Origin of the sequence: Natronobeatus ordinarius, assembly GCF_024362485.1 — an archaeon.
Taxonomy (GTDB): domain Archaea; phylum Halobacteriota; class Halobacteria; order Halobacteriales; family Natrialbaceae; genus Natronobeatus; species Natronobeatus ordinarius.
Genome location: NZ_CP101456.1, coordinates 1419191 through 1439963 on the forward strand (window position 1 = coordinate 1419191; position 20773 = coordinate 1439963).

The following is a 20773-nucleotide window of genomic DNA, read 5'->3' on the forward strand; positions in this document are numbered from 1 at the left end:
ACAGCGACCAATCGGGCGCTCACCGTCGGTCTGATCGTCAGCCGACGGCGGCTTCTTCGGGTGGCTCTGGTTCCTCGGGCGGTTCTGGCTCCGGTTCCTCGAGTGGCTCTGGCTCCGGCTCTTCTGGCGGCTCTGGCTCCGGTTCTTCGGGCGGCTCAGGCTCCGGCTCTTCTGGCGGCTCTGGCTCCGGTTCTTCGGGCGGCTCAGGCTCCGGCTCTTCTGGCGGCTCTGGCTCCGGTTCCTCGGGCGGTTCTGGCTCCGGTTCCTCGGGTGGCTCTGGCTCCGGCTCTTCTGGCGGTTCTGGCTCCGGTTCCTCGGGTGGCTCTGGCTCCGGCTCTTCTGGCGGCTCTGGCTCCGGCTCTTCTGGCGGCCCAGGCTCCGGTTCCTCGGCTTCCTCGACAGTGATCGTGCGCTCGTCGCTGTCGTCCTCGCTGGCGACTTCGACGACGTACTCGCCAGCCTCGTCGATCGTCGTCGAGAACGTCACCGTCGTCGTCTCACCACTCTCGAGTGACACCGACTCGCTCTCGACGGGTTCGCCGTCGAGCGAGAAGACCAGGTCCTGAGTCGCCGCCTCGCCGCCGACGTTCTCGACGGCCGCCGACACCTCGAGTTCGTCGCCTTCCTCGATCGGTGCGTTTGTCTCGGTGAGCGAAACGGCGAACGCGGCCGGCTCGAGGTACTCGCTCGCGGGCTCGGTCGCTGCGGTGAGCGGCTCGTCGTACCCGAACGCCTCCAGGTCGACCTCCCAGACGAGTCGCTCGTCGTCGGATTCTGGCGTCCACTCGACGGTGAACGTCTCCGCGCCGGGCTCGAGCGTCGTCGGGGGCTCGTCGTCGGTCGTCCCCTCGACGAACGTACTCCCGACCTGGAGTTCGTCGTCGTTCGGGTTCTCGTAGCCGAAGGTCACCTCGAGAACGTCCCCGTCCTCGTCCGGGTTCACCGACTCGACGTCGATCTCGGGCGCGTCGGGACGGGCCTCCTCGAGACAGGCGCTCGCCTCGGGGTTCGAGATCGCCTCGCCGTCGAAGACGTCGGAACCGGGCGCCGGTTCGAGGATGCCAATCGTCGCGCTGTCGAACGCTCCCACGGCGGGAATCTCGATTAGAACCTCGTCGTCCGTCTCCTCGAGGACCGCGTACTCCTCGCCGAGTTCGACGATCACCGTGCCGGTGAACGGTGCGTCGACGTTCACGAGTGCTTCGTCGACGCCGAAGCTCACCGAGTAGTCGCTACTGGTGCCGATTCCGGACGGGTAGTACGCTACCTGGCCGACGATGAACTCGTCGCCCTCTTCGAACGTCCCGGTGAGTTCGGCGCGCGTACACTCGAACGCGACCTCGACGTCGTCGGGGACTTCCTCGAGCGCGTACTCGATCGACTCGTTCGTCAGGACCTCGTCGGCGGCGTCGCGGACGGCCACCTCGAGCGTCGCGTCGTCCTCGAGGGGCGGCTCGATCTCGAGTTCGACGTCCTCGGCCACCTCGTCGGCGCCGAAGGGGTCGCTCTCGGCGAGTCGCTCGTCCTCCGCGTCCGTGACCGTCAACACGTACTCGACCGGTGCGCTCGCCTCGTCGACGACGAGCGTCTCGCCGTCGCTTTCCTGGTCGGCGACGGTAAGCGTCGCCTCGGGAACGTCGACCGCGATAGGCTCCTCGAGGAGGAGTTCACTCTCGGCGTCGAAGATGCGGACGGTGTCGCCGGTCTCGTTCCAGACCTGTCGGTCGACGCCCCAGTACAGGGTGTCGTCGGTGTCCTCGCCGCTGCCGGTGACGAGCGTCACTTCCGCGTCGGGCCCGAGCGTGAAGCCGTCGGGGAACGCGTAGGGGGTGAGCGTCTCCTCGGCGACCAGCCCGTCGTCCTCGCGGTCTGTGACGGTCCAGCCACTCATCTCGAGTGTCTCGTTCGCCACGTTCTGGAGCGTGACGAACTCCGCGTCGGGATCGTCGTCGACGATCTCGTAGTCGGTGACCTCGAGTGCGCCCACAGCCTCGGGTGCCGAATCGATCACGTCGGGTTCGTCGACCGGCTCCTCCTCGAGGGTCACGAACGCGTCGTCGACGACTGGGGCGCCCGCCTGGCCGACGTACGGGACGTCTTCGTCGCCGTCGGTCTCGACGTACGCGAACGTTTCGTCCCCCGTGGTGTCGAGGTGGGGAACCGCGGTCAGCGTCCGGTTCTCCTCGAGCGGTTCGTCGAGTTCGACCATCACGTCCTCGTGTTCGCCTGGTTCAAGGTAGTCGGAGACACCCCGGACGCTCTCGACGGGTTCGCCTTCGTAGAACACCTCGTCGTGGATCGCGACGAAGCCGCCCTCGGAGAGGTCGACGCGGTCGACGACGACCGTTTCGCCGTCTCCGTCCTGGTCGGAGAACGTGATCGTCGCCTCCCCTTCGACCTCCTCGATCTCCTCGGCGCTTTCGGTCGCGTCGCCCGCGGCGAACTCGAGGAGCTCCTCGAGGTCGTCGACGCCGACGTCGGCCGCGTAGGCCGTCGTGTCGGCCGCCGTCGACTCGACGAGGACCTGGAGCTGGGTCACGCTCACGCGCTGGTACTGGATCGCGACCGCGGTCGCCTCGCAGGCGCTCTGGGCGGCGACCTGGAGCTGCTCGACCGTCGCGACCTGCGCCTGCGAGAGCGCTCCCGCAGACGCCCCTTCGGCCAGCACCTGAATCTGCGTGACGTCGACGACCTGCTTCTGGATCACGGCCCCTGTCCCGGCGCCGAAGGCGGCCGCCTGGATCTGTTCGACCTCGACGACCTGGTGCTGGACCGCCGAGACGACGGCTCCCTTCGAGGCCCCGAAGGCGGCCGTTTGCGTTTGCGCGACGGTGACCTCCTGTTGCTGGACGAGCACGCCGCCAGCACCACCCACCGCTGCGGCCTGGATCTGTTCGATCGTCGCCTCCTGACTCTGGTAGATCGCACCCTTCGCCGCCCCGAACGAGGCTTCCTGGATCTGCGTGATTTCGACCCGCTGGACCTGCTCGATCCGCACCTGCTGGAGCTGCTCGAGCGCACCCTTACCGGCGCCGAAGGCGGCCGCCTGCGTCTGCTCGACCGTCACCTCCTGTTTCTGCACGAGCGCGCCCTTCGCGGCACCCTTCGCTGCCTTTTGCACCTGCTTGATCGTCACTTCCTGGTACTGTTCGACCTCGACGATCTGTTCCTGCTCGAGTTCGAGGAACGTCGCTCCCTCGAGGGCGCCCGACGCCGCCCCGGCCGCCGCGTACTGGACGTGCTCGAGGGTGGCCCGCTGGCGCTGCTCGACGGTGATCCGCTGGTACTGTTCGATCACGCCGTAGGCGGCCCCCTGGGCGGCTTCCTGGATCTTCCCCGCACGGTCGACGTCCTTCTCGCCGGCCTCGGCCGCGGCACCGGCAGCCGCACCGAACGTCGCCACCTGGAGCTGTTCGACGGTCACGACCTGCTTCTGGGCGATCGCTCCGTGGGCCGCCCCCCACGTCGCGTGCTGCATCTGCGTGGCCGTCACCGTCTGGGACTGGGCGAGCGCGCCGCCCGTCGACCCGCCGACGGCGGCCTGCACCTGTTCGACCTCGACGCGCTGGTCCTGTACTAACGTCCCGTGGACCGCGCCCGCCGTCGCCCGCTGGACTTGCTCGACGTCGGCCTCCTGGTACTGGGCGGCCGACTCGAGTGCGCCCTCGAGCGCCGCGGCGCGTTGCTCCTGGCTCACCTCGACGCCCTGGGCCTGGACGAGTTCGATCCCCTCGTCGACGCCGGCCTCGACGGCGTCTTCTTGCTCCTGTGTGAGCGCCGCCACGTCGGCGTCGGCCGTCGCGGGCTCGAGCTGAACGGCCGTCAGTTCGCCCGGTGGCGGTCCCGGGTTCGCCGCCGGCACGCCGTCGCCTTCGGCACCGCCCTCGAACTCGTCGGCCACCGCGAGCCCCCCGCCCCCGAGCATCGGGAACGCAACGGCGCTCGTGACCATCCCGAGTGCGACGAGCACGGTCACCGCGATTGCGACGGCTCTCATCCGAACCGTCGCCTCCGATCGACGCTACTGCGTTCCAATCGCCCCGTTCGACCCCTGTAGCTCCGCCTATCGAGTCGCATACGATTCGGAACAGGCGAAGCAGGTGCCGAAGAAACGCCCCGTCCGTTTCGTCCACCTGGCGGACACAACAGTCGATTGCACGGCGCTCGGATCGGGGGCTCGCGTGGCATCCGGGCCGAACTGGAGACGTTCGTCCGTTCAGATAATTTCCCCAGGTCGACGAACGCAGTCGACGCCCCGTGGGCCGGTAAAAAGACGTTGCGGGGTCACTCGGCCGGTCGACACGGTCGGCCGGCTTCGTAAACCGACGTATTGATTATGGTTTACGAGAGTTGACCGATATGGCAACACAGGATCGTTCGGTCGAACTCGTCGACGCGGACGTCATCAGATCGTTCGCGCGCGCGGCACTGCTCGCGGCGCTGACGGGCGCGCTCGCGTACGTCTCCATCCCGATTCCGTTTTCGTTGGCGCCGATCTCGTTAGGGATCGTCGGCATCTTCCTCGCCGGGCTCTATCTCGGCCCCCGGTGGGGTACCGTCTCGATACTGCTGTACCTCGCGGCCGGCGCGGCCGGCGCACCGATCTTCGCCAACGGCAACGCCGGCCTCGGAATCCTGTTCGGGCGGACGGGTGGCTACCTCTGGTCGTACCCGATCGCCGCGTTCGTCATCGGGGCGACCGTCCACGGCTTCGGCGACCTTCGAAACCCGGCCGACGCGTCGATTCCCGTGCTGACAGGGGGGCTCGTGGCTGGAACGCTCGTCATCTACACCGGCGGCGTCCTCTGGTTCATGTGGCTCCTCGAGATCGGCCTCCGCGAGGCGATCGCGATCGGCGCGGCTCCGTTCGTCGTCGGTGAGGTCCTGAAGATCGCCGCAACGGTCGCGATCGCCAAGAGCGACGTGGTCGACCCGACGTGATCGCCGCCCGACTCCGACGCCCATGATCGAGTTTCGCGCGGTCTCCTTCGGCTTCGACGAGGTGGCCGTCCTCGAGGAACTCTCGCTGACGATCGACGACGGCGAATTCGTCCTGCTCGCGGGTGCCAACGGCAGCGGCAAGACGACGCTCATCCGCCACTGCAACGGACTGCTTTCGCCCGACGAGGGCGAGGTGCTGGTCGACGGGACCGACGTCGCCGAGGATCCGGTCGCCGCCCGCACGACCGTCGGGATGGTGTTCCAGCACCCCCGCGACCAGTTCGTCTCGGCGACCGTCGGCACCGACGTTGCCTTCGGCCCCGAGAACCTCGGCCTCTCCCGCGAAGAGATCGATCGGCGCGTCGCGGCCGCCCTCGAGGCGGTGAACCTGACCGGCCGCGAGGACGAGCGGATCGACGCGCTCTCGGGCGGCGAGCAGTCCCGCGTCGCCATCGCGGGCGCGCTCGCGATGGAACCCGCTCACCTCGTGCTCGACGAGCCGTTCACCGGGCTGGACGAGCCCGCCCGCCGGTCGGTGCTCAGCCATCTCGAGTCGCTCTCGGCCGACGGCACCGGCGTGATCGTCGCGACCCACGACCTCCGCGACGTCCACGCGCTCGCCGATCGCGTGATCGTCATGCGCGACGGCCGAGTCGCCGTCGACGAACCGCCCGAACGCGCCCTCGAGTCGCTCGAGGGACTCGACGTTCGCGCCCCCCGATGCTGACCTACGAACCCGACGAGACGCTCGCCCACCGGCTCGACCCGCGGTCGAAGCTCGCCTTCCAGGTCGGCTTCGCGATCGCCGCGATCGCGCGCATCACGCCGCGGGCGCTCGTCGTTCTGACCGTCGTCGCCCTGCTCGCCCTGGCGGCCGCCCGCGTCCCGCTCCGTCGGGCGCTGTACGCCTACCGGTTCGCGCTGGTCGCCCTCGCCGCCGCGCCGCTCGTCTCGGCGCTCACCCTCGGACGGCCGTGGCTCGACCTCGAGGCGGCCATCGTTCCGGCGCTGGCGAGCTACCGCGTGCTGTTGATCCTGCTCGTCAGCGCCGCCTACGTCCGGTCGACGGCGGTTCGAGACTCCCGGGCGGCGATCCAGCGGACGATCCCGGGGAAAGCCGGTCAGCTGCTCGGGGTCGGCGTCGGCCTCGTCTTTCGCTTCCTGCCCGTGCTCTTTGCCGACCTGCGGACGATCCGCGAGGCGTCGGCCGCCCGACTCGGCGACCAGCGAGGGCCGATCGACCGTGCGGCGAGAGTCGGAACCCTCGGCCTCTCTCGAGCGTTCGCCCGCGCTGACCGACTCTCGCTCGCGCTCCAGGCGCGGTGTTTCTCGTGGAACCCCACGCTCCCGGCACTGTCGTTCTCGCGACTCGACGTGCCGGTGCTCGCGCTCACACTCGTGCTCGTGGTCTCGCCGTTGTTCTAGCGTTGCTCCACGTGAACCGCCTCGGGGTCAAGCCCCGAGGAACTCGCCTTGCTCATCTGTAGATCCCCGAGCCGAGATTCGAAGCGATAGTAGGGGCCAGTCGCGAGCCACGGGCGAGGATTCTTCACCCGTCGGCGAGTACGCACCGCGAACGACCGATGAGTCTCATCGCCGAGTTCGAGCTGTCGAACCCGATCCTCCGGGAGACGCGCCGGGCCGTCCCCGACGTGGTCGTCGAGGTCGAGGACGAACAGCTCGCCGCCGACGAGCCGCCGCGGCTGGTGCTCTGGACGATCGGCGACGCCGCCGACCTCGAGCGGTTCGAAGCCGCGCTCCCGGACGACCCGTCGATCGAGGCGTTCGAACGACTCGCCGAGGTCGACGGACGCCGACTGTATCGGATCGCCCTTTCGGAGACCGGCGTCGTCGGGATGACCTACACCGACGCGGTCGAGCTCGGCATCACGTTCCTCGAGATTCGTGGTCGGGGAAACGGCGTTCGTTACCGCGCGCAGATCCCCTCTCGAGAGGCGCTGCTCGCCTATCGTGAGGCCTGTCGCGACCGCGAGCTGTCGTTCCGGCTCGACGGGCTCTACCAGGGTGGACTCGACGAGCAGGCGGGCTCCGAACTCACTCACCGACAGCGTGAGGTGCTCCGGACGGCACTCGAGCGCGGCTACTTCGAGGTGCCGCGTCGGGTGACGCTCGAGGAGCTGGCCAACGAACTCGAGATTTCGGACCAGGCGCTGTCCGCGCTCGTTCGTCGCGGGCTGGCAAACCACCTGCGCCACACGCTTCCCGAGGACGACGATACTTAAACAGGTTGAGTGACCAACTACAGTCTATTGTCTCGAGCCGGCCTCTCTCGAGGTAGAGACTCCATGTCGATCAACTGCCCTCCGAACCAGGAAGCGATGGGTGAACCGGCCGTCCGCCGACGGCTCGAACCAGGTGAATCAGTAAGCGTCGCCGTCGTCGAGGCCGTCGCCACGGCGTCGGGACGAAGCCCGGTGCCCGACGGGAGCGGCGCCGATCCGCTCCCGCCGCTGTACGACGCGGTCGAGCCGGACGCGATCGACGCCCTCTTCGGCGCCGACAGCCAGTTCGACGGCTGTCTCAGGTTCACGTACGGTGGCTACCGAGTGGTGCTCGAGGGCGACGGCACGATCACGGTCGCCGCTCGAGGGGTGCGATAACGGTCACTCCATAATGTCGAGGTCGCGGTAGTAGGTGACCGGACAGGGAGCGGCGAGCATAATTTCTTTCGAGACCGAACTGAGGACGGCCCGCTGTGCGGGCGAGCCTCGCTGGCCGGCGAGGATCAGCCGGTCGGCGTCTACCTCGTGGGCGAGGTCGACGACGCCGGTGTCGACGCCGTCGAGGATCCCTCGAATCTCGACGTCGACGCCCGCGTCTTCGATGATCGACCGCAGTTCCCCGACCGGCGGACGCTTCGCGGCGACGGCGTCGGGATCGACGTCCTCGACGCGCGCCTCGAAGCCGAGTCGCTCGCGGAACTCCTCGTACTCCGCAGCCGAGAAGGCGTGGCCGACCACCACGGTCGACTCGAGCGGCTCGGCGAGCTCGAGGGTCGTCTCAGCGAGTTCTTCCGCGCGCACCGCGTCCATCGGGCCGACCGCGAGCAGGATCGTCTCGATCGCCATACGTGACGTGCCGAGCCCACCCGCTTAAGTATTCTCTCGCCGACGAATCTCGCCTCGGGGTCGCGTCACCCACCTCCCTCGAAGTACAGGTGCGCGTGGTCGACACAGCCGGGGTTGAAGGGCGTGTCACAGTGCGGACACTCGTGTTCGTCGAGCTCGAGGTACGTTTCGGCGGTCAACTCAGTGCCACAGACGCCACAGAGAACTGCTGGTTCGTCGAACCGACTTTGAGGCCAGGGCTCGCGTTCGTGATCGGCGACGGCGTCGTGGCAGCGAAAACAGGGGAAGTACGTCTCACAGCAGCCGAACCTGAGCGCGACGACGTCCCGGTCGCCGCGATAGTGGGCACATCGGGTTTCGGGATCGACGTCGACGCCGGAGACGGGAACGCCGTGGACGAATCTCACGGCTCGAGAGAGGAGCGGCGGGGCCTTCGTCGTTACGGCCTGGCACCGACCTCAGTCGAACGCGTGGGTATCCCCGCGCCGGTACCGGTCGATGCGGCGGTAGCCCTCGACGACGCCGTCCTCGTCGAGTTCGATCTCGTACCGGCCGAGGATGTCCTGGGTGTCGGGAACCGCCCGACGTTCGATCACGTCGACGGTCGCCCGCCAGCCGTCCTCGGTGGCGGTGATCTCGCTGACGCTGTTGAACTCGTAGCCGACGAGGTCGGTCGCCGTCAGCTGGACCGTCTCGCGGACCGCCATCAGGCCCTCGATCCGATCGTCGTCGACCTCGACGTCGACTTCCTCGATCTCGACGTCACCGGGGTCGGTCGTCTCGCCCTCGCTCTCGGCTCGTTGTTCTTGCTCTTGCTCCTGCTCTTGGTCTCCTCCCTGTGCGTCTTCCGTCTGTGCTGATTCTGTTTCGCTCACTGTCTGATCACGCTCGTCGTGCTGGTGGCAAAACCCGTCCTCCTGGGCCGACCGCGAACACCGCTCTCCGTCCCCCGTGAGGGCTTTACACCGCTCGTCTGAGCCCGTGTCCGCCTCAGCCATGGTCCTCGTGTGTCCTCCGAATCCACCCGGAGGTTGCCGCTGTCCTCGACGGCCGGTGTGAGAGCGACGCGTCGACCATCTGCTCGCTTACTCCGTCGTGGCCGATTCCGGTGACGACTCCGGCCGCCGTTCGATCTCGAGTTCTTCGAGCTCCTCGAGGTCGCCCTCGGCCGTCGCTTGCTCAATTTTTGCGATCTCCTCCGCGTAGTGCAGGAACGTGTCGACCGAGGCGACCACGACGCGAGCCTCGACGGTGAGCAACTCGATCCCGACGACGGAGACGCGTGCCCAGATGTCGATGACGACGCCTTTGTCCAGGATTCGGTCGAGAACCTCGGCGAGGCTCGAGGAGTCCGGTCTTCGTTGTGGTGATGTCATCGGTACGTTCTCGTTTCCAGTTCCGACACGTATCACGGTTGACACTGCTCGTGCAAGCAGTCACACAGCGGATGCAGGAAGTTGCTCGTGCAAGCACCACCGTAAGGAACGGGGGGATGCAACGAGAGACGAGAACGGTCTCCCGGTAGCGATGGGACGGTTCGGAGGACAGATAATGAGTAATCGATACGTCTACGGCGTCGTCGACGCGGGCGACGCCGTCGAGTTCGAGACTGACGCGGTCGCGGGCGCCGAGGCGGTGTACTCGATCCGTCACCGTCGGCTCGCCGCCGTCGTCTCCAACGTCGAGACGACCGAACCCGAACGAACCGACGAGGACGCCACGCGCCACGACGAGGTGTTACGCGAGATCATGGCGTACGACGGCGGGCGGACGGTCGTCCCGATGCGCTTCGGGATGGTCTTCGAGAGCGATCGGGCGCTGAAGAACGTGCTTCGCGGCGCCCGCCCGGCCTTCCGGCGAACGATGCGCGAGATCGACGGCACGGTCGAACTCGGGCTGAAGGTCGTCCGCGACGAGGACGACGACGTCGACGAAGCGACGATCAGGGAAGCGGTCGCGAACGAACTCGAGGCGATCGCCGAGGCGTCGACCGAGAACGGCCTGTTCAGTGATCGACTGGTCATGAATCAGTCGTACCTCGTCCCCCGAGACGACCGCGAACGGTTCGACGAGACGGTCGCCGGCCTCGAGTCAGCACACGAGGAATTGACGTTCAGGTACACGGGGCCGTTCGCGCCCTACAGCTTCGTGGACATCCACGTTGGGGCCCAGTGATGTTCGTCCTCGACGACCTCCTGTTCCGGCCGCTCGTCGGGATCGTGGACGCGCTTCACACCGCCGCCCTCGACGAGCTGTACGACGTCGAGGCGATCGAGGACGAGCTCAAGGAGAACCAGCTGCTGTACGAACTCGGCGAGCGCTCCGAGGAGGCGTACGAACGCCGCAGAGCGGAACTCGAGGAGGAGCTCGAGATCGCCCGCGAGGTCCACGAGGAGCTCACGAGCGGGCGCGTAGAGGTGAAAACATGAGTGACGACCTGCCCGGCGACGAGCCGGACCGACCGGACGAATCGCCACCAGACCACGGCCGCTCGAGCGAGCGCGGCTGGCTCTCGAACCTGCTGACCACGCTCGAGCGACTCGAGTCGGTCGCCTGGACCGACCGTCGGCAGTCGGAGCGGTCGGTCGTCGACTACTCGATCTCCGCCCGGTCCGCACTCGAGGACCTGCAGTCGCGGCGAGCCGACGACGCTCGACGCCACGACGCTGCCACGGAGAGAGCCCGGACGTCCAGTCACCGCGCCCGAACGCGGCGACGGTACGAGCCGTCAGTCGACAGCACGGTCACCGCTCGCACCTACGACGACGAGTTGCTCGTCACCGCCGACCTCACCGGCGTCGACCCCGACGAGATCACGGTCGGCTTCGACGGACCGGCGCTCGTGATCGGCGTCGACGGCCACGAACTCGAGCGCGTGCAGACGCCCTGGGAGGCGACGTCCGCCGACGCGGCGATTCGAAACGGCATCCTCACCGTCCGCGTGGAGCCAATTACCCATGAGTGACGAGTCGGCGATCACGGGCGACGGGCTGGCGACGCTGGTCGACGACGCGGAAGACTGCCTGGCGGACGTCGACGACTGCCTCGAGGGCGTCGAGTCCGTCGACGACCTCGGGGACGACGACCTCGACGACCTCTTCGGGTCCGTCGACCGGCTCGTCGACCTCGTCGACGAGCTCGAGGACGCCCTCGACGCGATCGACCTCACCGAGCTCCCGGACGTCGTCGATGGGACGGAGCTGCTCGAGGCGATCGAGCTCGGGGAGATCTCCGACACGCTCGGCGACGGCGACGCCGGGGACGTGGTCGAGCTCCGACCTCTGATCCGGGCGATCGACCTCACCGAGGCCTGGAACGCCGCGGACGTCCACGAGCTCTGGGACGCGAAGGGCGATCTCGAGGAGACGACGGAGGAGCTGACCGACGACGACGGCGGCGAGGATGAGGGCGTGGTCTCCGAGGCGGTCGACACCGCGACGGACGTAGCCGGGAGTGTGACCGACGACGATCCCCTCGTCGGCGACGAGGACGACGAGTTGCTCGAGGGAGACGTGGGTGACGTCGTCGAGGACGAGTTCGGAGCGCAGTTCGACCTCGCCGACGGCGATTCGTTCGGCCTCGATGCCGAGGACACGCAGGCCTACCAGGAGATGATCCAGGTGCAGGCGCTGGAGGGCGTCGAGGAACTCCGCGAGGCGGTTCTCTACGCGCACGAGACGTTCCGGAAGCTGTACGAGTTCAACCGCGAGAAGATGCGCCGCCAGGACACGAGCACGCACTCGCGGAACCCGACGGCCGTCTCGACGATGCCGACGGAGCGAGCCGACCTGGGGAGCACCGCCCGGAGCACGACCGTCCCCCGACGGGTGAAGGGATCGACGGCTCCCGGCTTCGACCGAATCTACGGCCGCCGGTTCGAGCGCGAACTCGAGAAGCGACGAGGTGAGACCGATGGTTGACGAATTCCAGCCCAGTAGACAAAAGTCAGACCTCGCCGACGTCGTCGAGATGCTGCTCGACAAGGGCGTCGTGATCAACGCCGACATCGTCGTCTCGATCGGCGACACGCAACTGCTCGGCGTCCAGGTGCGTGCCGCCATCGCCTCCTTCGAGACCGCGGCGAAGTACGGCCTCGAGTTCCCCGAGGGGACGGACATGCGACGGGTCGCCCAGGCGGTCGACGAGCCGGAACTCGCCGAGATGGACCGGCCCGCGGTGCCGATCGACCCGACGCGCGGGGTCAACGTCTCCAGCGTAGACGGTGATGACGACTCGAGCAGCTCCGACGGCGGCGATTCGGGCGGGAGCGACTCCGACGATAGCGATTCGAACGAGGGTGATTCCGGCGAGGATGCCACCAGCAGCGACGGTGGAACCGACGGCGAGCGCGGGACCGAACGCCTCGGTGCGCGACCGGACCCCGACACCCCCGTCGAGGGAGACATGGACCTGACCGAGGACGACGGCTCGAGCGGCATCGGCGAGTCACTGCTCGACGTGGGCGGCGAGGGAGACGACAGCGACGGCGGCGACGGCGGTGACGAGAACGAGAGCGGAGACGATTCGAGCGAGGGGGCAGGTGGTGACCGATGACGACGATCGAGGTCGACGGCGAGGGTGACGCCGCAAACGGGGTCGTCGCGCTCGTCGTGACCGTCGTCGAGCTGCTGATCGACGCCTTAGAACGGGAGGCGATCCGGCGAATGGAGTCGGGCGAGCTCACTGACGAGGAGATCGACCGTCTCGGGAGACAGCTCGCGGCCATCGAGGCGGAGCTCGAAGAACTCAAGCGCGACCAGGAGATCGAGAAGAGCGTCGACGACCTCCGGGGTGACCTCGACGGGCTGGTCTCCGAGGCGATCGAGCGTCTCGACGCCGACCTCGAGGACCACCGAAAACCCGGCTACTCGGTTTTCGGAGGTGATGTCGAGTGAGCCACGATCGACCCCCGACGGAGGCCACCTCGAGCGAGAACGATGACGCGACGGCGGCCGGCGAGGACGAACTCCCGGAACTCGAGGAGGGGCGGTACGTCTACTGCGTCGTCCGGGCCGACGAGGACGCGACGTTCGAGGCGACCGGGATCGAGGACGAGCCGGTCTCGATCGTGACCGCGGCGGGCGTCGGGGCAGTCGTTCACGAGACCGACGAGGTGTACGACTCGGCCGACCTCGGTCGGATCCGCCGGTGGGTCGTTCGCCATCAGTCGGTCGTCGACGAGGCCACCGAGGCGTTCGACACGCCGTTACCGTTCCAGTTCGATACGATCGTCCGCGGTGACGACGAGGCGGTCCGGGCGTGGCTCCGCGAGGAGCGTGAGCGCCTCGCCACCGCCCTCGACTCCCTCGCCGGCCACCGCGAGTACCGGATCGAGGTCGTCAGGACCGATCCCATCGCCGAGGAACGTCTCGCCGCGGACGACGCCCGCCTCGCCGAGCTCGCCGACCGGATCGACGACGCCGACGAGGGGGCCGCGTTCCTGCTCGAGAAGCAGTACGATCGACGCGTGACGGAGCGTCGACGCGCCCGACGGGAGGCGCTGACCGCCGACCTGCGCGAGCGCCTCGCCGAGTACGCCCGCGAGGTCCACGAACTCGAGCGAACGCCGGGGGCGTCCCTCGAGGGGATCGCCGGCGGCGGCAGCGACGAGGGCGAGAGCGGTGAGCAAGAGACGATCTGTCGGCTGACGCTGCTCGCCCACGTCGACCGGGAGGACGAGCTCGGCGCGGTGCTCGACGACGTGGCGGCCGAGCCCGGACTCGAAGTCCGCTTTACGGGACCGTGGCCGCCGTACACGTTCGCGCCGGCGTTCGGCGAGGAGAGTGGGGGGTGACCGTGGAGCCACAACGCGACGAGGACGCGATCGTCGACCTGCTCGACGTGGTGTTGCGCGAGGGCGTCGTCCTCCGTGCCGACGTCATCGTCTCTGTCGCCGAGATTCCGCTCGTCGGGATCAAACTCACGGCGGTCGTCGCCGGAATGGAGACGATGACCGAGTACGGGCTCTTCGAGGAGTGGGACACAAGTCGGCGGAAGGCGGCTGTCGCCCGGCGGCAGTATCGTCGGCGAGACGAGGCGGTCGCTGGCGGCTCGAGCCGGCGAGTGAGGGCCGCCGACTCGGCTCCGCAATCCGAACTCGAGAGCGAGCACTCGACGGAGCGAGAGTGAGTGTTCGCTGACGAGCGTGAATCCCTCCCGAAGCGAGAGCGAGGACGATGCACCTCGAACGGCGGTGTGTGGAGGGCTGGAGGGCGACCGGCCGATGACGTGAGGCCCCCGGGGACGAGGGGCCGACCGTCAGGCGAATCTGGGCCGCTCTCTGGTCACCTCGATGTCGCCGGTGACGCTGGTCTCGTCGTCATCGCCGTGGAACGTGTAGGTGCCCGTCCCGCCGCAGAGCGTACACTCGTACGTTTCGGTTATCTCGTTGATCATCTCGCCGTCCTCGAAGTAGACGCGGCTTCGGGTGATCTGTAGGAACTGGGGGGTTTCACAGTTCGTACACTCGATCATGACCGTCTGGTGGCGTGCTCGGGACGTAGTTATCCGTCTTGTAAACGCGTTCGGACGTGGTCTATGGACGAATTACCACCGCCTGCCTCGTCGTCAGCCACTCCCCCATCCACGACACCGCCCCAGACGAATCGGAGCGGGTTCGATAGGCCGTGAGGGAAGCCATAATCGGGACACTGCGGCCTGATCTCTCGCCTGCCCTGTACGTCGAGTGAACACGTAATCCCCGCTTCGCCGCCGAGTTCGGCAGTCGTTAACGACGCTAATTGTCTCGTTACTTCCAATCGATGGCGACCTGCTCGCCGGATCTCGCCAGTTCGACAGCGGCTTCCGGAAGCGTCGCCACGACTTTGCCGTCTCGACTCGAATCGGTGGTATGGCGATCACGCTGTACGAACTCGAGGGCTGTCCCTACTGCGAGGCGGTGGCGGATCGACTCGAGGAGGCGGGCGTCGACTACGACTCCGTCTGGGTCGAGGCGCTTCACTCCGAGCGCGACGAGGTAAAACGCGTCTCGGGCCAGCGGCTCGTCCCCGTGCTCGTCGACGACGAACGGGGCGTGACGATGGCCGAATCGGCGAACGTTCTCGAGTACGTCGACCGGACGCTCGCTCCAGCCGCGACCGAGGGGAGCGAGTAGGTCGAAGGACGCGAGAGTAGATCGAAAGAAGCGAGTGACGAGACGCGAGCGTCCGCGAGCCGGTCATCGGAACCGACTTTGCCCACACACGTGAACGATCCTCAGATGGCAGCTAACACCGACGATGAGGACGACCTGACGACGTACGCGCTCACGGGAACCAGCCTGAGTCCCCGCCGGATGCGGATCGAGACCGACGACGCCGAATTCGTGATCGGCGACGACGCCAGTCCCGTCGAGTACCTCCTGGGATCGCTGCTCGCCTGCGTCAACTCCACGGGCGCGCTCGTCGCCCGCGACATGGGGATCGACCTCGAGGAACTCACCGGAACGATCGAGGGCACCGTCGACTACGCGGCGTTCCTGGGCGAGGAGACGGACGCTCGCGCCGGGTACCAGCAGGTCACGATCTCGCTCACGGTCGACGCCGACGCGGACGACGAGACGCTCGAGGAGTGGCTCGCGGCCGTCGAGCAACGCTGTCCGGTCAGCGACAACGTCGGGAACGGAACGCCACTCGGACTCGAGTTCGAACGCGTCTAATCCGTCCCCGGGCAGGCGACAACGGGATGTCACTCGAGTGCGTCGAGCTAGCACATGAGACAGGTCGAGGCGTTCGAGGAGATCGACGCCCCACCCGACGTCGTCTGGGAGGTGTTGCTCGAGTTCGACAGCTACCCGGAGTGGAACCCGTTCGTGCGCTCGATCGAGGGGATCCCGGTCGAGGGCGAACACCTCAGGATTCGGATGGAACCGCCGGAGTCACGCGGGATGACGTTCAGACCGGAGGTGCTGGTCGCCGAGGAGAACCGCCGGCTCGCCTGGCTCTGTCGCCTGCTGGTGCCGTTCGCGTTCGACGCCTACCACGAGTTCCGACTCGAGCCGATCGACGGGGGTGAACGGACCCGACTGCTCCAGCGCGAGACGTTCCGCGGTGCGCTCGTTCCCGCCCTGCTCGACGAGGAGCGCGTCGAGCGCGGCTTTCGACGCATGAACGCTGCCGTCAGAGAACGCGCCGAACGACGGATCGGCGTCCCGGCTTGAGACGCGCCCGAACCACGAAATCGCAATCCATACCACATCGGCGGGCACACCTCACCACATGCATCTTGGCGTAATCGGACTCGGACGGATGGGGCAGATCGTCACACGGCGCGTCCTCGAGGCAGGTCACGACGTCGTCGCCTTCGACCTCGACGAAGACGCAATCGCAGACGCTGCCGAAGCCGGCGCGGAACCAGCCGACTCGGTGGTCGACCTCGCCGAGCAGCTGGGCGAGCAGAAACACATCTGGCTGATGGTCCCCGCGGGCGAACCCGTCGACGCCGCCCTCGAGACGCTCGCAGACCACCTCTCGGCCGACGACGTCGTCGTCGACGGCGGCAACTCCTACTTCCAGGACTCGGTCCGCCGGGCGGAACGCTGTCCCGCCCGCTATCTCGACTGTGGCACCTCCGGCGGCCCTGCCGGCGCCGAGCTGGGCTTTTCGCTCATGATCGGCGGCCCCGCCGAGGCCTACGAGGAACTGACGCCGATCTTCGACGCCGTCGCCACCGGCCCCGACGGCCACGCCCACATGGGTCCCGCCGGCTCGGGCCACTACGTCAAGATGGTCCACAACGGCGTCGAGTACGCCCTGATGCAGGCTTACGGCGAAGGCTTCGAACTCCTCTCCGAGGGACGGTACGACCTCGACTTAGAGGCCGTCGCGAAGGTCTGGAACAACGGCGCCGTCATCCGCTCGTGGCTACTCGAGCTCTGTGAGGAAGCTTTCCGCGAGGAGGGATCCGACCTCGGCGACGTCGCCGACCACATCGAGGGTGGCTCCACGGGAACCTGGACCGTCCAGGAGGGCCTCGAGCAGGAAGTCCCCGTCCCGCTGCTCTACACGGCCCTGGCCGAGCGGTTCGGCTCGCGGGCGGACGAACGGTTCTCGAGGCGACTCGCCAACCGGCTTCGGTACGGCTTCGGCCGCCACGAGGTCAGACGGCGCGAGTAGTCGAGACAACGCGTTCGGGTCCCGATCACAGGTCAGAAGCGTTATAGGGGCGTGGAAACTTCCCACTCGTAAGGGCGCGTAGCTCAGTGGACAGAGTCCTTGGTTCCGGACCAAGATGTCGCGGGTTCAAATCCCGTCGCGCCCGTCAGCAGACGTCGCGTTTTACGACTAATTCAGACCAGACCGTAGACACCTCTACACCGTCGATTTTTGCACTTTCGCCGTTTTTCGAAGGGGGTTCCAAATCTGATATCGGTACGATTCCTGTTGTACCCCCTCGCAGTCGGGCGATTCACTGCGCCAACGTGGGGTGGTCGGCGTGAGCGTCCACACCTGGCAGTCGGCCAGTACCTCGAGGTGCCTTCACTGTGGTTCCCACGTCACTGACCAGTTCTGCCGAGTGTTCGGTGACGATCGCGATCGTGCCCACCGCTGTGGCGAGTGTGACAGTTACGCCCGACTGAGCCGCGGCTCCGCTGCTGGCGTCGACGTTCCGATCCCGGATCCGGAGACGTCCGCAGGACGCCACGGGGGTGAGCCGCGGTGACACCGTTCGTTCCGGCGAACCGGCTGTACGACGTCGAGCGTCGCGAGCGCCGCGCCGAATACTGGGTAGTGGTCACGCGGTCGCTGACCGAGAACCTCGAGGACGGTGGTTCGCGATGAGCCGTCTCGTCGAGTCCGACGAGTGTGCGCGATGTGAGGCCACCGTCGACGTCTCTCGGCGACTCTGTCCCGACTGTGCTCGCGAAGTCCGTCGTGCGCGAGGTGGTCCGCTGTGAGCGCCGCTCGAGCGTCGTCGAAACACGCGGGCGAGACCGCCGAGGCCGCGGTCCTCGAGCGGGTTCCGGAACTCGAGTACGTCCAGGATACGGAAAACGAACACGTCGACGCGCGGGTGGCCGACGTCCTGGTGGCGCGGTCTGACGTGCCGACCGTCGCGCTCCCGGTCCTCGAGGTCGGCACGCTCGTCGAGATCAAGTCGGTGATGGTCGTCTACGGCGAGAACCAGGCTCGCGGGCGCTACTACCTCCGGGAACAGCAACACCGCCACCTGCTCGAGCACGGGGCGGTGTACCTGTTCGCGGTCTGTGTTCCGGCCCCCTCCCGCGACGTGATCGCGGTGAAGATCGTCCCGGCGACGATCGTCGACGAGCTGGTGTCGTCGTGGATCGACGCCGGTGAGCGGCCGGACTACGCCCAGCTGTCCTGGAGTCGGATCTTCGATCCGGCCGAGGTCGACCGCGATGGGGGTGAGCGACCGTGACGGTTCGAACGACCTACTTCGGCGGGCTGAACTCCCGATTCGAACCCGCCGAAGGTGACGACGTCTTCGGCGTCGTTCGCTATCCGAAGGACTTCGTCGAGCGGCTCACCGACCGGAACATCCCGGCCGTTGCGCCTCCGGCCGATCTCCTCGAGGCGTTCAAGACCGTCGAGAACGCGGCCGACCGGAACGGCGATCCGAACCCGTCGGCGATCGCCTGGGACTCTGTTCGATACAAACCGCGGTATCTCGCTCACCTCGAGCAACCGGGACCGAGTCTGGTCGTCGACGAGCTGCGCGATCGCGCTCGCGAGCGTGACGTCTGGCTCGTCTGCTGGGAGAAAGACGCCCGCTGGTGTCACCGGCGGCTGCTCGCGAACGCGATCGTCGCCGACCTCGAGGACGTCGACGTCGTCCACCACCCGGACCCGTCGACGATCCCCCTCGAGGAACCCGATGAGTCGCCGGAAGCGAGTCTCGCTGACTTCGCTGGAGCCGGAGGTGCGTGATGAGCGATCTGACCGCCTTCGGCCTCGAGCCACAGGACCCGGCCGACGACGAGCCCATAGCCCACGAGGAGTCCGATGAGTCGGCGATCTGGGCAGCGTGTCTCGACTGTGAGTACGTCGGCTACGAGGTGAGCACCCGCTTCGGCCAGTCAGTACCGCTCTGTCCGGACTGTTTCGCAGAACGGGAGGGGTTGGCGTGACTCAGGTCGAAACCACCCCTCACGAGTCCCACGGCCGCTGGAAGTGGGACGACTGGGGGCGCGGCCCCTACGACGCGCTCTCGAGCGTGATGCTCGGCCCGCCGTTCGAGGGACACCTCGAGCTAGATCTCGAAGTCGACGGCGAGCCCTGGCACGTCCAGGTGACCTACTCGAAGTCGGGGTTCGCCCCCCGCCCACGAGACAACATCAACGCCTCGCGGCTGTACGAGTGGGACATCGTCGGCCGCGGGCCTGGCGAGGCGAAAGCATCGTTCAACATCAGCCCGCGCCACCCGAATATGCGCCACTGGCAGACGGGCGATCGCGTGAACCTGCCGTGGGATTCGCAGTTCGGCGAAGTCGACGGCGTCGACGTCGAGTACTCCCCGTCGAACGTCGAACCCGAGCGCGCCCTCGAGCTCCTTCCCGAGTTCTACGCCGCGATCTTCGAAGCGGCGGGTGAGCCGATCTATCACGAGTACTTCCGAAAGCCGCCACACCCCGAGTACAGCCGCGAGTGGGCACACGAGCGGTACGTCCGTATTCGCCGCGAGCGCGCGGAGACGCTGGTGAAGTCGGGCGTGCTCCAGAAAGTGATGCACCACCTGACGGATATGGAAGGGGTGAAAGCCGAGCTGAAAATCGACAACCGGGAGGTCATTAACCACCAGAACCGGCTCGTACTCGACCCGGCGTCGGTGGCCGAACTGCTGCCGGGGCACACCTACGGCCGAAAGTTCGAGATCTACCAGCTCGCCGACCCCGACGCGGTGTCGAAAGACCACCCGTCGTACCACCCGAAGGTGGAAGTCCTGGCGAACAAGAAGATGAACGACGGCGAGGCATGGGCATGGGCCGATCGACAGCGCGTCGTCGAGGAGATCGACGAGACGCTGATGAACTTCCTCGCGTGGGACGACATCCCGCTCGCACCCGATGCAACCGGCGTCTACGTCCCGGACGACCATTTCGACGCCGTGGCTCGAGAGACGCCGGTCGAGCTCTATCCCGACCCGACGCCGCGCCTCGAGGCGAAGTCCGACCACCTGTTGCTGACGACGCTTCGCGACATGGGCAACACCGCCGAGGAGATCGCCGAGATCGTCGCGACCGACGGCGGTGCCGACGTCGACGAACTCGCCGACCAGCTGGGGAAACACCCCGCGACGATCTACCGAGCGATCACCGACCTCGGCGAGATCGTCGACCTGGAAGACGGCCACGTCTCCTACCGCGTGCGGAAGTACCGCGAAGAGATCCGTGCGCTCGTCGAGAGCGCCGAGTACGCGATCGACAGCTACGCCGACCGCCTCCAGCACGTGATGGGCCTCGCCGACCACGTCGCCGAGTGCTCACCCTTCCAGCGGTGGCTCGCCGAAAACGGCGCCGACCTCGAGTTCGACCAGGAAGGCAACCCGAAGCGCCTCCGGATCGACACCATCCTCTCCTGGTTCAAAGCGGACAGCTTTGAGACCGCTCAGCGCGTCGCGAGCGAAGCCCTCGAGAAGTGGACGCGTTCGGGGAACGATCCGGCAGTGCTCCGGCGGACGTCGATGACCTGGACGACGCCCGGCGGCACGACTGAAACCGGATTCATCGGCGCCATCGCCGATCGCTGAACCGACCCCCGTAGTGGCAACGCTTTTCGTCGCCT

Annotated in this window: 29 protein-coding genes and 1 tRNA gene; 24 read left to right on the forward strand and 6 right to left on the reverse strand. The window is 67.3% G+C overall.

The window, feature by feature from the left end; all coding sequences use genetic code 11:
- Positions 1–37: 37 nt before the first annotated feature.
- Positions 38–3997 (reverse strand): DUF7282 domain-containing protein, encoded by a 3960-nt coding sequence (locus tag NMQ09_RS07290; protein WP_255193938.1) that lies wholly within the window; start codon positions 3995–3997, stop codon positions 38–40.
- 362 nt (positions 3998–4359) lie between these two features.
- On the opposite strand from NMQ09_RS07290, the gene NMQ09_RS07295 reads away from it, so the two are divergent.
- From NMQ09_RS07295 to NMQ09_RS07315, 5 genes are all read left to right on the forward strand, one after another.
- The gene (locus NMQ09_RS07295) at positions 4360–4941 is read left to right on the forward strand and encodes a biotin transporter BioY (RefSeq protein WP_255193939.1); all 582 of its coding nucleotides are present in this window, start codon (positions 4360–4362) and stop codon (positions 4939–4941) included.
- A 22-nt stretch (positions 4942–4963) separates the two neighbouring features.
- On the forward strand, positions 4964–5668 hold the full coding sequence (locus tag NMQ09_RS07300; protein ID WP_255193940.1) for an energy-coupling factor ABC transporter ATP-binding protein: 705 nt from the start codon (positions 4964–4966) through the stop codon (positions 5666–5668).
- Entirely contained in the window at positions 5662–6366 is a 705-nt protein-coding gene (locus NMQ09_RS07305; protein WP_255193941.1) for an energy-coupling factor transporter transmembrane component T family protein, read from the forward strand. Before NMQ09_RS07300 ends, NMQ09_RS07305 begins: the two co-directional genes overlap by 7 nt.
- A gap of 158 nt (positions 6367–6524) precedes the next feature.
- Entirely contained in the window at positions 6525–7184 is a 660-nt protein-coding gene (locus NMQ09_RS07310; RefSeq protein ID WP_255193942.1) for a helix-turn-helix domain-containing protein, read from the forward strand.
- A 63-nt stretch (positions 7185–7247) separates the two neighbouring features.
- On the forward strand, positions 7248–7562 hold the full coding sequence (locus NMQ09_RS07315) for a HalOD1 output domain-containing protein (RefSeq protein WP_255193943.1): 315 nt from the start codon (positions 7248–7250) through the stop codon (positions 7560–7562).
- Between the two features lie 3 nt (positions 7563–7565).
- On the opposite strand, the gene NMQ09_RS07320 is transcribed toward NMQ09_RS07315, so the two are convergent.
- The 4 genes from NMQ09_RS07320 to gvpA form a co-directional block, all read right to left on the reverse strand.
- The gene (locus tag NMQ09_RS07320) at positions 7566–8030 is read right to left on the reverse strand and encodes a universal stress protein (protein WP_255193944.1); all 465 of its coding nucleotides are present in this window, start codon (positions 8028–8030) and stop codon (positions 7566–7568) included.
- Between the two features lie 65 nt (positions 8031–8095).
- Complete coding sequence (locus NMQ09_RS07325) at positions 8096–8437, reverse strand: CHY zinc finger protein (protein ID WP_255193945.1); 342 nt, start codon at positions 8435–8437, stop codon at positions 8096–8098.
- A gap of 51 nt (positions 8438–8488) precedes the next feature.
- Positions 8489–9028, reverse strand: coding sequence for a gas vesicle protein GvpO, halophile-type (gene gvpO, locus NMQ09_RS07330; protein WP_255193946.1), 540 nt, complete (start codon positions 9026–9028; stop codon positions 8489–8491).
- Between the two features lie 87 nt (positions 9029–9115).
- The gene (gene gvpA / locus NMQ09_RS07335; RefSeq protein WP_255193947.1) at positions 9116–9406 is read right to left on the reverse strand and encodes a gas vesicle protein GvpA; all 291 of its coding nucleotides are present in this window, start codon (positions 9404–9406) and stop codon (positions 9116–9118) included.
- 175 nt (positions 9407–9581) lie between these two features.
- On the opposite strand from gvpA, the gene NMQ09_RS07340 reads away from it, so the two are divergent.
- Genes NMQ09_RS07340 through gvpM form a run of 8 tightly spaced genes read left to right on the forward strand, consistent with a single transcriptional unit; the run spans position 9582 to position 14159 of the window.
- Positions 9582–10205, forward strand: a complete 624-nt coding sequence (locus NMQ09_RS07340; RefSeq protein WP_255193948.1) for a GvpL/GvpF family gas vesicle protein — start codon at positions 9582–9584, stop codon at positions 10203–10205.
- Entirely contained in the window at positions 10205–10459 is a 255-nt protein-coding gene (gvpF, locus tag NMQ09_RS07345; protein WP_255193949.1) for a gas vesicle protein GvpF, read from the forward strand. The genes NMQ09_RS07340 and gvpF overlap by 1 nt, the downstream gene beginning before the upstream one ends.
- Complete coding sequence (locus NMQ09_RS07350; RefSeq protein WP_255193950.1) at positions 10456–10995, forward strand: Hsp20/alpha crystallin family protein; 540 nt, start codon at positions 10456–10458, stop codon at positions 10993–10995. Before gvpF ends, NMQ09_RS07350 begins: the two co-directional genes overlap by 4 nt.
- On the forward strand, positions 10988–11950 hold the full coding sequence (locus tag NMQ09_RS07355) for a hypothetical protein (protein ID WP_255193951.1): 963 nt from the start codon (positions 10988–10990) through the stop codon (positions 11948–11950). Before NMQ09_RS07350 ends, NMQ09_RS07355 begins: the two co-directional genes overlap by 8 nt.
- Positions 11943–12584 (forward strand): gas vesicle protein GvpJ, encoded by a 642-nt coding sequence (gvpJ, locus tag NMQ09_RS07360; RefSeq protein ID WP_255193952.1) that lies wholly within the window; start codon positions 11943–11945, stop codon positions 12582–12584. Before NMQ09_RS07355 ends, gvpJ begins: the two co-directional genes overlap by 8 nt.
- Positions 12581–12925: a gas vesicle protein GvpK gene (gene gvpK / locus NMQ09_RS07365; protein ID WP_255193953.1), complete on the forward strand. Its 345-nt coding sequence runs from the start codon at positions 12581–12583 to the stop codon at positions 12923–12925. The genes gvpJ and gvpK overlap by 4 nt, the downstream gene beginning before the upstream one ends.
- Positions 12922–13824: a gas vesicle protein GvpL gene (gene gvpL, locus NMQ09_RS07370; protein WP_255193954.1), complete on the forward strand. Its 903-nt coding sequence runs from the start codon at positions 12922–12924 to the stop codon at positions 13822–13824. The genes gvpK and gvpL overlap by 4 nt, the downstream gene beginning before the upstream one ends.
- 2 nt (positions 13825–13826) lie before the next feature.
- The gene (gvpM, locus tag NMQ09_RS07375; RefSeq protein ID WP_255194566.1) at positions 13827–14159 is read left to right on the forward strand and encodes a gas vesicle protein GvpM; all 333 of its coding nucleotides are present in this window, start codon (positions 13827–13829) and stop codon (positions 14157–14159) included.
- A 129-nt stretch (positions 14160–14288) separates the two neighbouring features.
- On the opposite strand, the gene NMQ09_RS07380 is transcribed toward gvpM, so the two are convergent.
- Positions 14289–14504, reverse strand: a complete 216-nt coding sequence (locus NMQ09_RS07380; RefSeq protein WP_255193955.1) for a hypothetical protein — start codon at positions 14502–14504, stop codon at positions 14289–14291.
- Between the two features lie 376 nt (positions 14505–14880).
- Between NMQ09_RS07380 and NMQ09_RS07385 the strand changes: the two genes are divergently transcribed.
- The 11 genes from NMQ09_RS07385 (at position 14881) to NMQ09_RS07435 (ending at position 20738) form a co-directional block, all read left to right on the forward strand.
- A complete protein-coding gene (locus NMQ09_RS07385; RefSeq protein WP_255193956.1) occupies positions 14881–15144 on the forward strand; it encodes a glutaredoxin family protein in 264 nt (87 codons plus the stop codon).
- A 105-nt stretch (positions 15145–15249) separates the two neighbouring features.
- The gene (locus NMQ09_RS07390; RefSeq protein ID WP_255193957.1) at positions 15250–15687 is read left to right on the forward strand and encodes an OsmC family protein; all 438 of its coding nucleotides are present in this window, start codon (positions 15250–15252) and stop codon (positions 15685–15687) included.
- Positions 15688–15741: 54 nt separating this feature from the next.
- Entirely contained in the window at positions 15742–16188 is a 447-nt protein-coding gene (locus tag NMQ09_RS07395) for an SRPBCC domain-containing protein (RefSeq protein WP_255193958.1), read from the forward strand.
- A 58-nt stretch (positions 16189–16246) separates the two neighbouring features.
- The gene (gene gnd / locus NMQ09_RS07400; RefSeq protein WP_255193959.1) at positions 16247–17143 is read left to right on the forward strand and encodes a phosphogluconate dehydrogenase (NAD(+)-dependent, decarboxylating); all 897 of its coding nucleotides are present in this window, start codon (positions 16247–16249) and stop codon (positions 17141–17143) included.
- A 72-nt stretch (positions 17144–17215) separates the two neighbouring features.
- A tRNA-Arg gene (locus tag NMQ09_RS07405) sits at positions 17216–17288 on the forward strand.
- 165 nt (positions 17289–17453) lie between these two features.
- Positions 17454–17690, forward strand: a complete 237-nt coding sequence (locus NMQ09_RS07410; RefSeq protein WP_255193028.1) for a DUF7563 family protein — start codon at positions 17454–17456, stop codon at positions 17688–17690.
- The gene (locus NMQ09_RS07415) at positions 17687–17809 is read left to right on the forward strand and encodes a hypothetical protein (RefSeq protein ID WP_255193960.1); all 123 of its coding nucleotides are present in this window, start codon (positions 17687–17689) and stop codon (positions 17807–17809) included. Before NMQ09_RS07410 ends, NMQ09_RS07415 begins: the two co-directional genes overlap by 4 nt.
- A 112-nt stretch (positions 17810–17921) precedes the next feature.
- Positions 17922–18410 (forward strand): PD-(D/E)XK family putative nuclease, encoded by a 489-nt coding sequence (locus tag NMQ09_RS07420; RefSeq protein WP_255193961.1) that lies wholly within the window; start codon positions 17922–17924, stop codon positions 18408–18410.
- Positions 18407–18919 carry a DUF488 family protein, N3 subclade gene (locus tag NMQ09_RS07425; RefSeq protein WP_255193962.1) on the forward strand — a complete coding sequence of 171 codons (513 nt, stop codon included), beginning with the start codon at positions 18407–18409 and terminating at the stop codon, positions 18917–18919. Before NMQ09_RS07420 ends, NMQ09_RS07425 begins: the two co-directional genes overlap by 4 nt.
- A complete protein-coding gene (locus tag NMQ09_RS07430) occupies positions 18919–19119 on the forward strand; it encodes a hypothetical protein (RefSeq protein WP_255193963.1) in 201 nt (66 codons plus the stop codon). Before NMQ09_RS07425 ends, NMQ09_RS07430 begins: the two co-directional genes overlap by 1 nt.
- The gene (locus NMQ09_RS07435; RefSeq protein ID WP_255193964.1) at positions 19116–20738 is read left to right on the forward strand and encodes a DUF7845 domain-containing protein; all 1623 of its coding nucleotides are present in this window, start codon (positions 19116–19118) and stop codon (positions 20736–20738) included. The genes NMQ09_RS07430 and NMQ09_RS07435 overlap by 4 nt, the downstream gene beginning before the upstream one ends.
- Positions 20739–20773 lie beyond the last annotated feature (35 nt).

Coding starts and splice junctions, on each gene's coding strand:
- NMQ09_RS07350 (WP_255193950.1), top strand. CDS start 10,456: ATGAGTGACGACCTGCCCGGCGACGAGCCGGACCGACCGGACGAATCG.
- NMQ09_RS07305 (WP_255193941.1), top strand. CDS start 5,662: ATGCTGACCTACGAACCCGACGAGACGCTCGCCCACCGGCTCGACCCG.
- NMQ09_RS07300 (WP_255193940.1), top strand. CDS start 4,964: ATGATCGAGTTTCGCGCGGTCTCCTTCGGCTTCGACGAGGTGGCCGTC.
- gvpK (WP_255193953.1), top strand. CDS start 12,581: ATGACGACGATCGAGGTCGACGGCGAGGGTGACGCCGCAAACGGGGTC.
- NMQ09_RS07390 (WP_255193957.1), top strand. CDS start 15,250: ATGGCAGCTAACACCGACGATGAGGACGACCTGACGACGTACGCGCTC.
- NMQ09_RS07295 (WP_255193939.1), top strand. CDS start 4,360: ATGGCAACACAGGATCGTTCGGTCGAACTCGTCGACGCGGACGTCATC.
- NMQ09_RS07380 (WP_255193955.1), bottom strand. CDS start 14,504: ATGATCGAGTGTACGAACTGTGAAACCCCCCAGTTCCTACAGATCACC.
- NMQ09_RS07320 (WP_255193944.1), bottom strand. CDS start 8,030: ATGGCGATCGAGACGATCCTGCTCGCGGTCGGCCCGATGGACGCGGTG.
- NMQ09_RS07315 (WP_255193943.1), top strand. CDS start 7,248: ATGTCGATCAACTGCCCTCCGAACCAGGAAGCGATGGGTGAACCGGCC.
- gvpA (WP_255193947.1), bottom strand. CDS start 9,406: ATGACATCACCACAACGAAGACCGGACTCCTCGAGCCTCGCCGAGGTT.
- NMQ09_RS07385 (WP_255193956.1), top strand. CDS start 14,881: ATGGCGATCACGCTGTACGAACTCGAGGGCTGTCCCTACTGCGAGGCG.
- NMQ09_RS07355 (WP_255193951.1), top strand. CDS start 10,988: ATGAGTGACGAGTCGGCGATCACGGGCGACGGGCTGGCGACGCTGGTC.
- NMQ09_RS07340 (WP_255193948.1), top strand. CDS start 9,582: ATGAGTAATCGATACGTCTACGGCGTCGTCGACGCGGGCGACGCCGTC.
- NMQ09_RS07310 (WP_255193942.1), top strand. CDS start 6,525: ATGAGTCTCATCGCCGAGTTCGAGCTGTCGAACCCGATCCTCCGGGAG.
- NMQ09_RS07290 (WP_255193938.1), bottom strand. CDS start 3,997: ATGAGAGCCGTCGCAATCGCGGTGACCGTGCTCGTCGCACTCGGGATG.
- gnd (WP_255193959.1), top strand. CDS start 16,247: ATGCATCTTGGCGTAATCGGACTCGGACGGATGGGGCAGATCGTCACA.
- gvpO (WP_255193946.1), bottom strand. CDS start 9,028: ATGGCTGAGGCGGACACGGGCTCAGACGAGCGGTGTAAAGCCCTCACG.
- NMQ09_RS07430 (WP_255193963.1), top strand. CDS start 18,919: ATGAGCGATCTGACCGCCTTCGGCCTCGAGCCACAGGACCCGGCCGAC.
- NMQ09_RS07395 (WP_255193958.1), top strand. CDS start 15,742: ATGAGACAGGTCGAGGCGTTCGAGGAGATCGACGCCCCACCCGACGTC.
- gvpJ (WP_255193952.1), top strand. CDS start 11,943: ATGGTTGACGAATTCCAGCCCAGTAGACAAAAGTCAGACCTCGCCGAC.
- gvpF (WP_255193949.1), top strand. CDS start 10,205: ATGTTCGTCCTCGACGACCTCCTGTTCCGGCCGCTCGTCGGGATCGTG.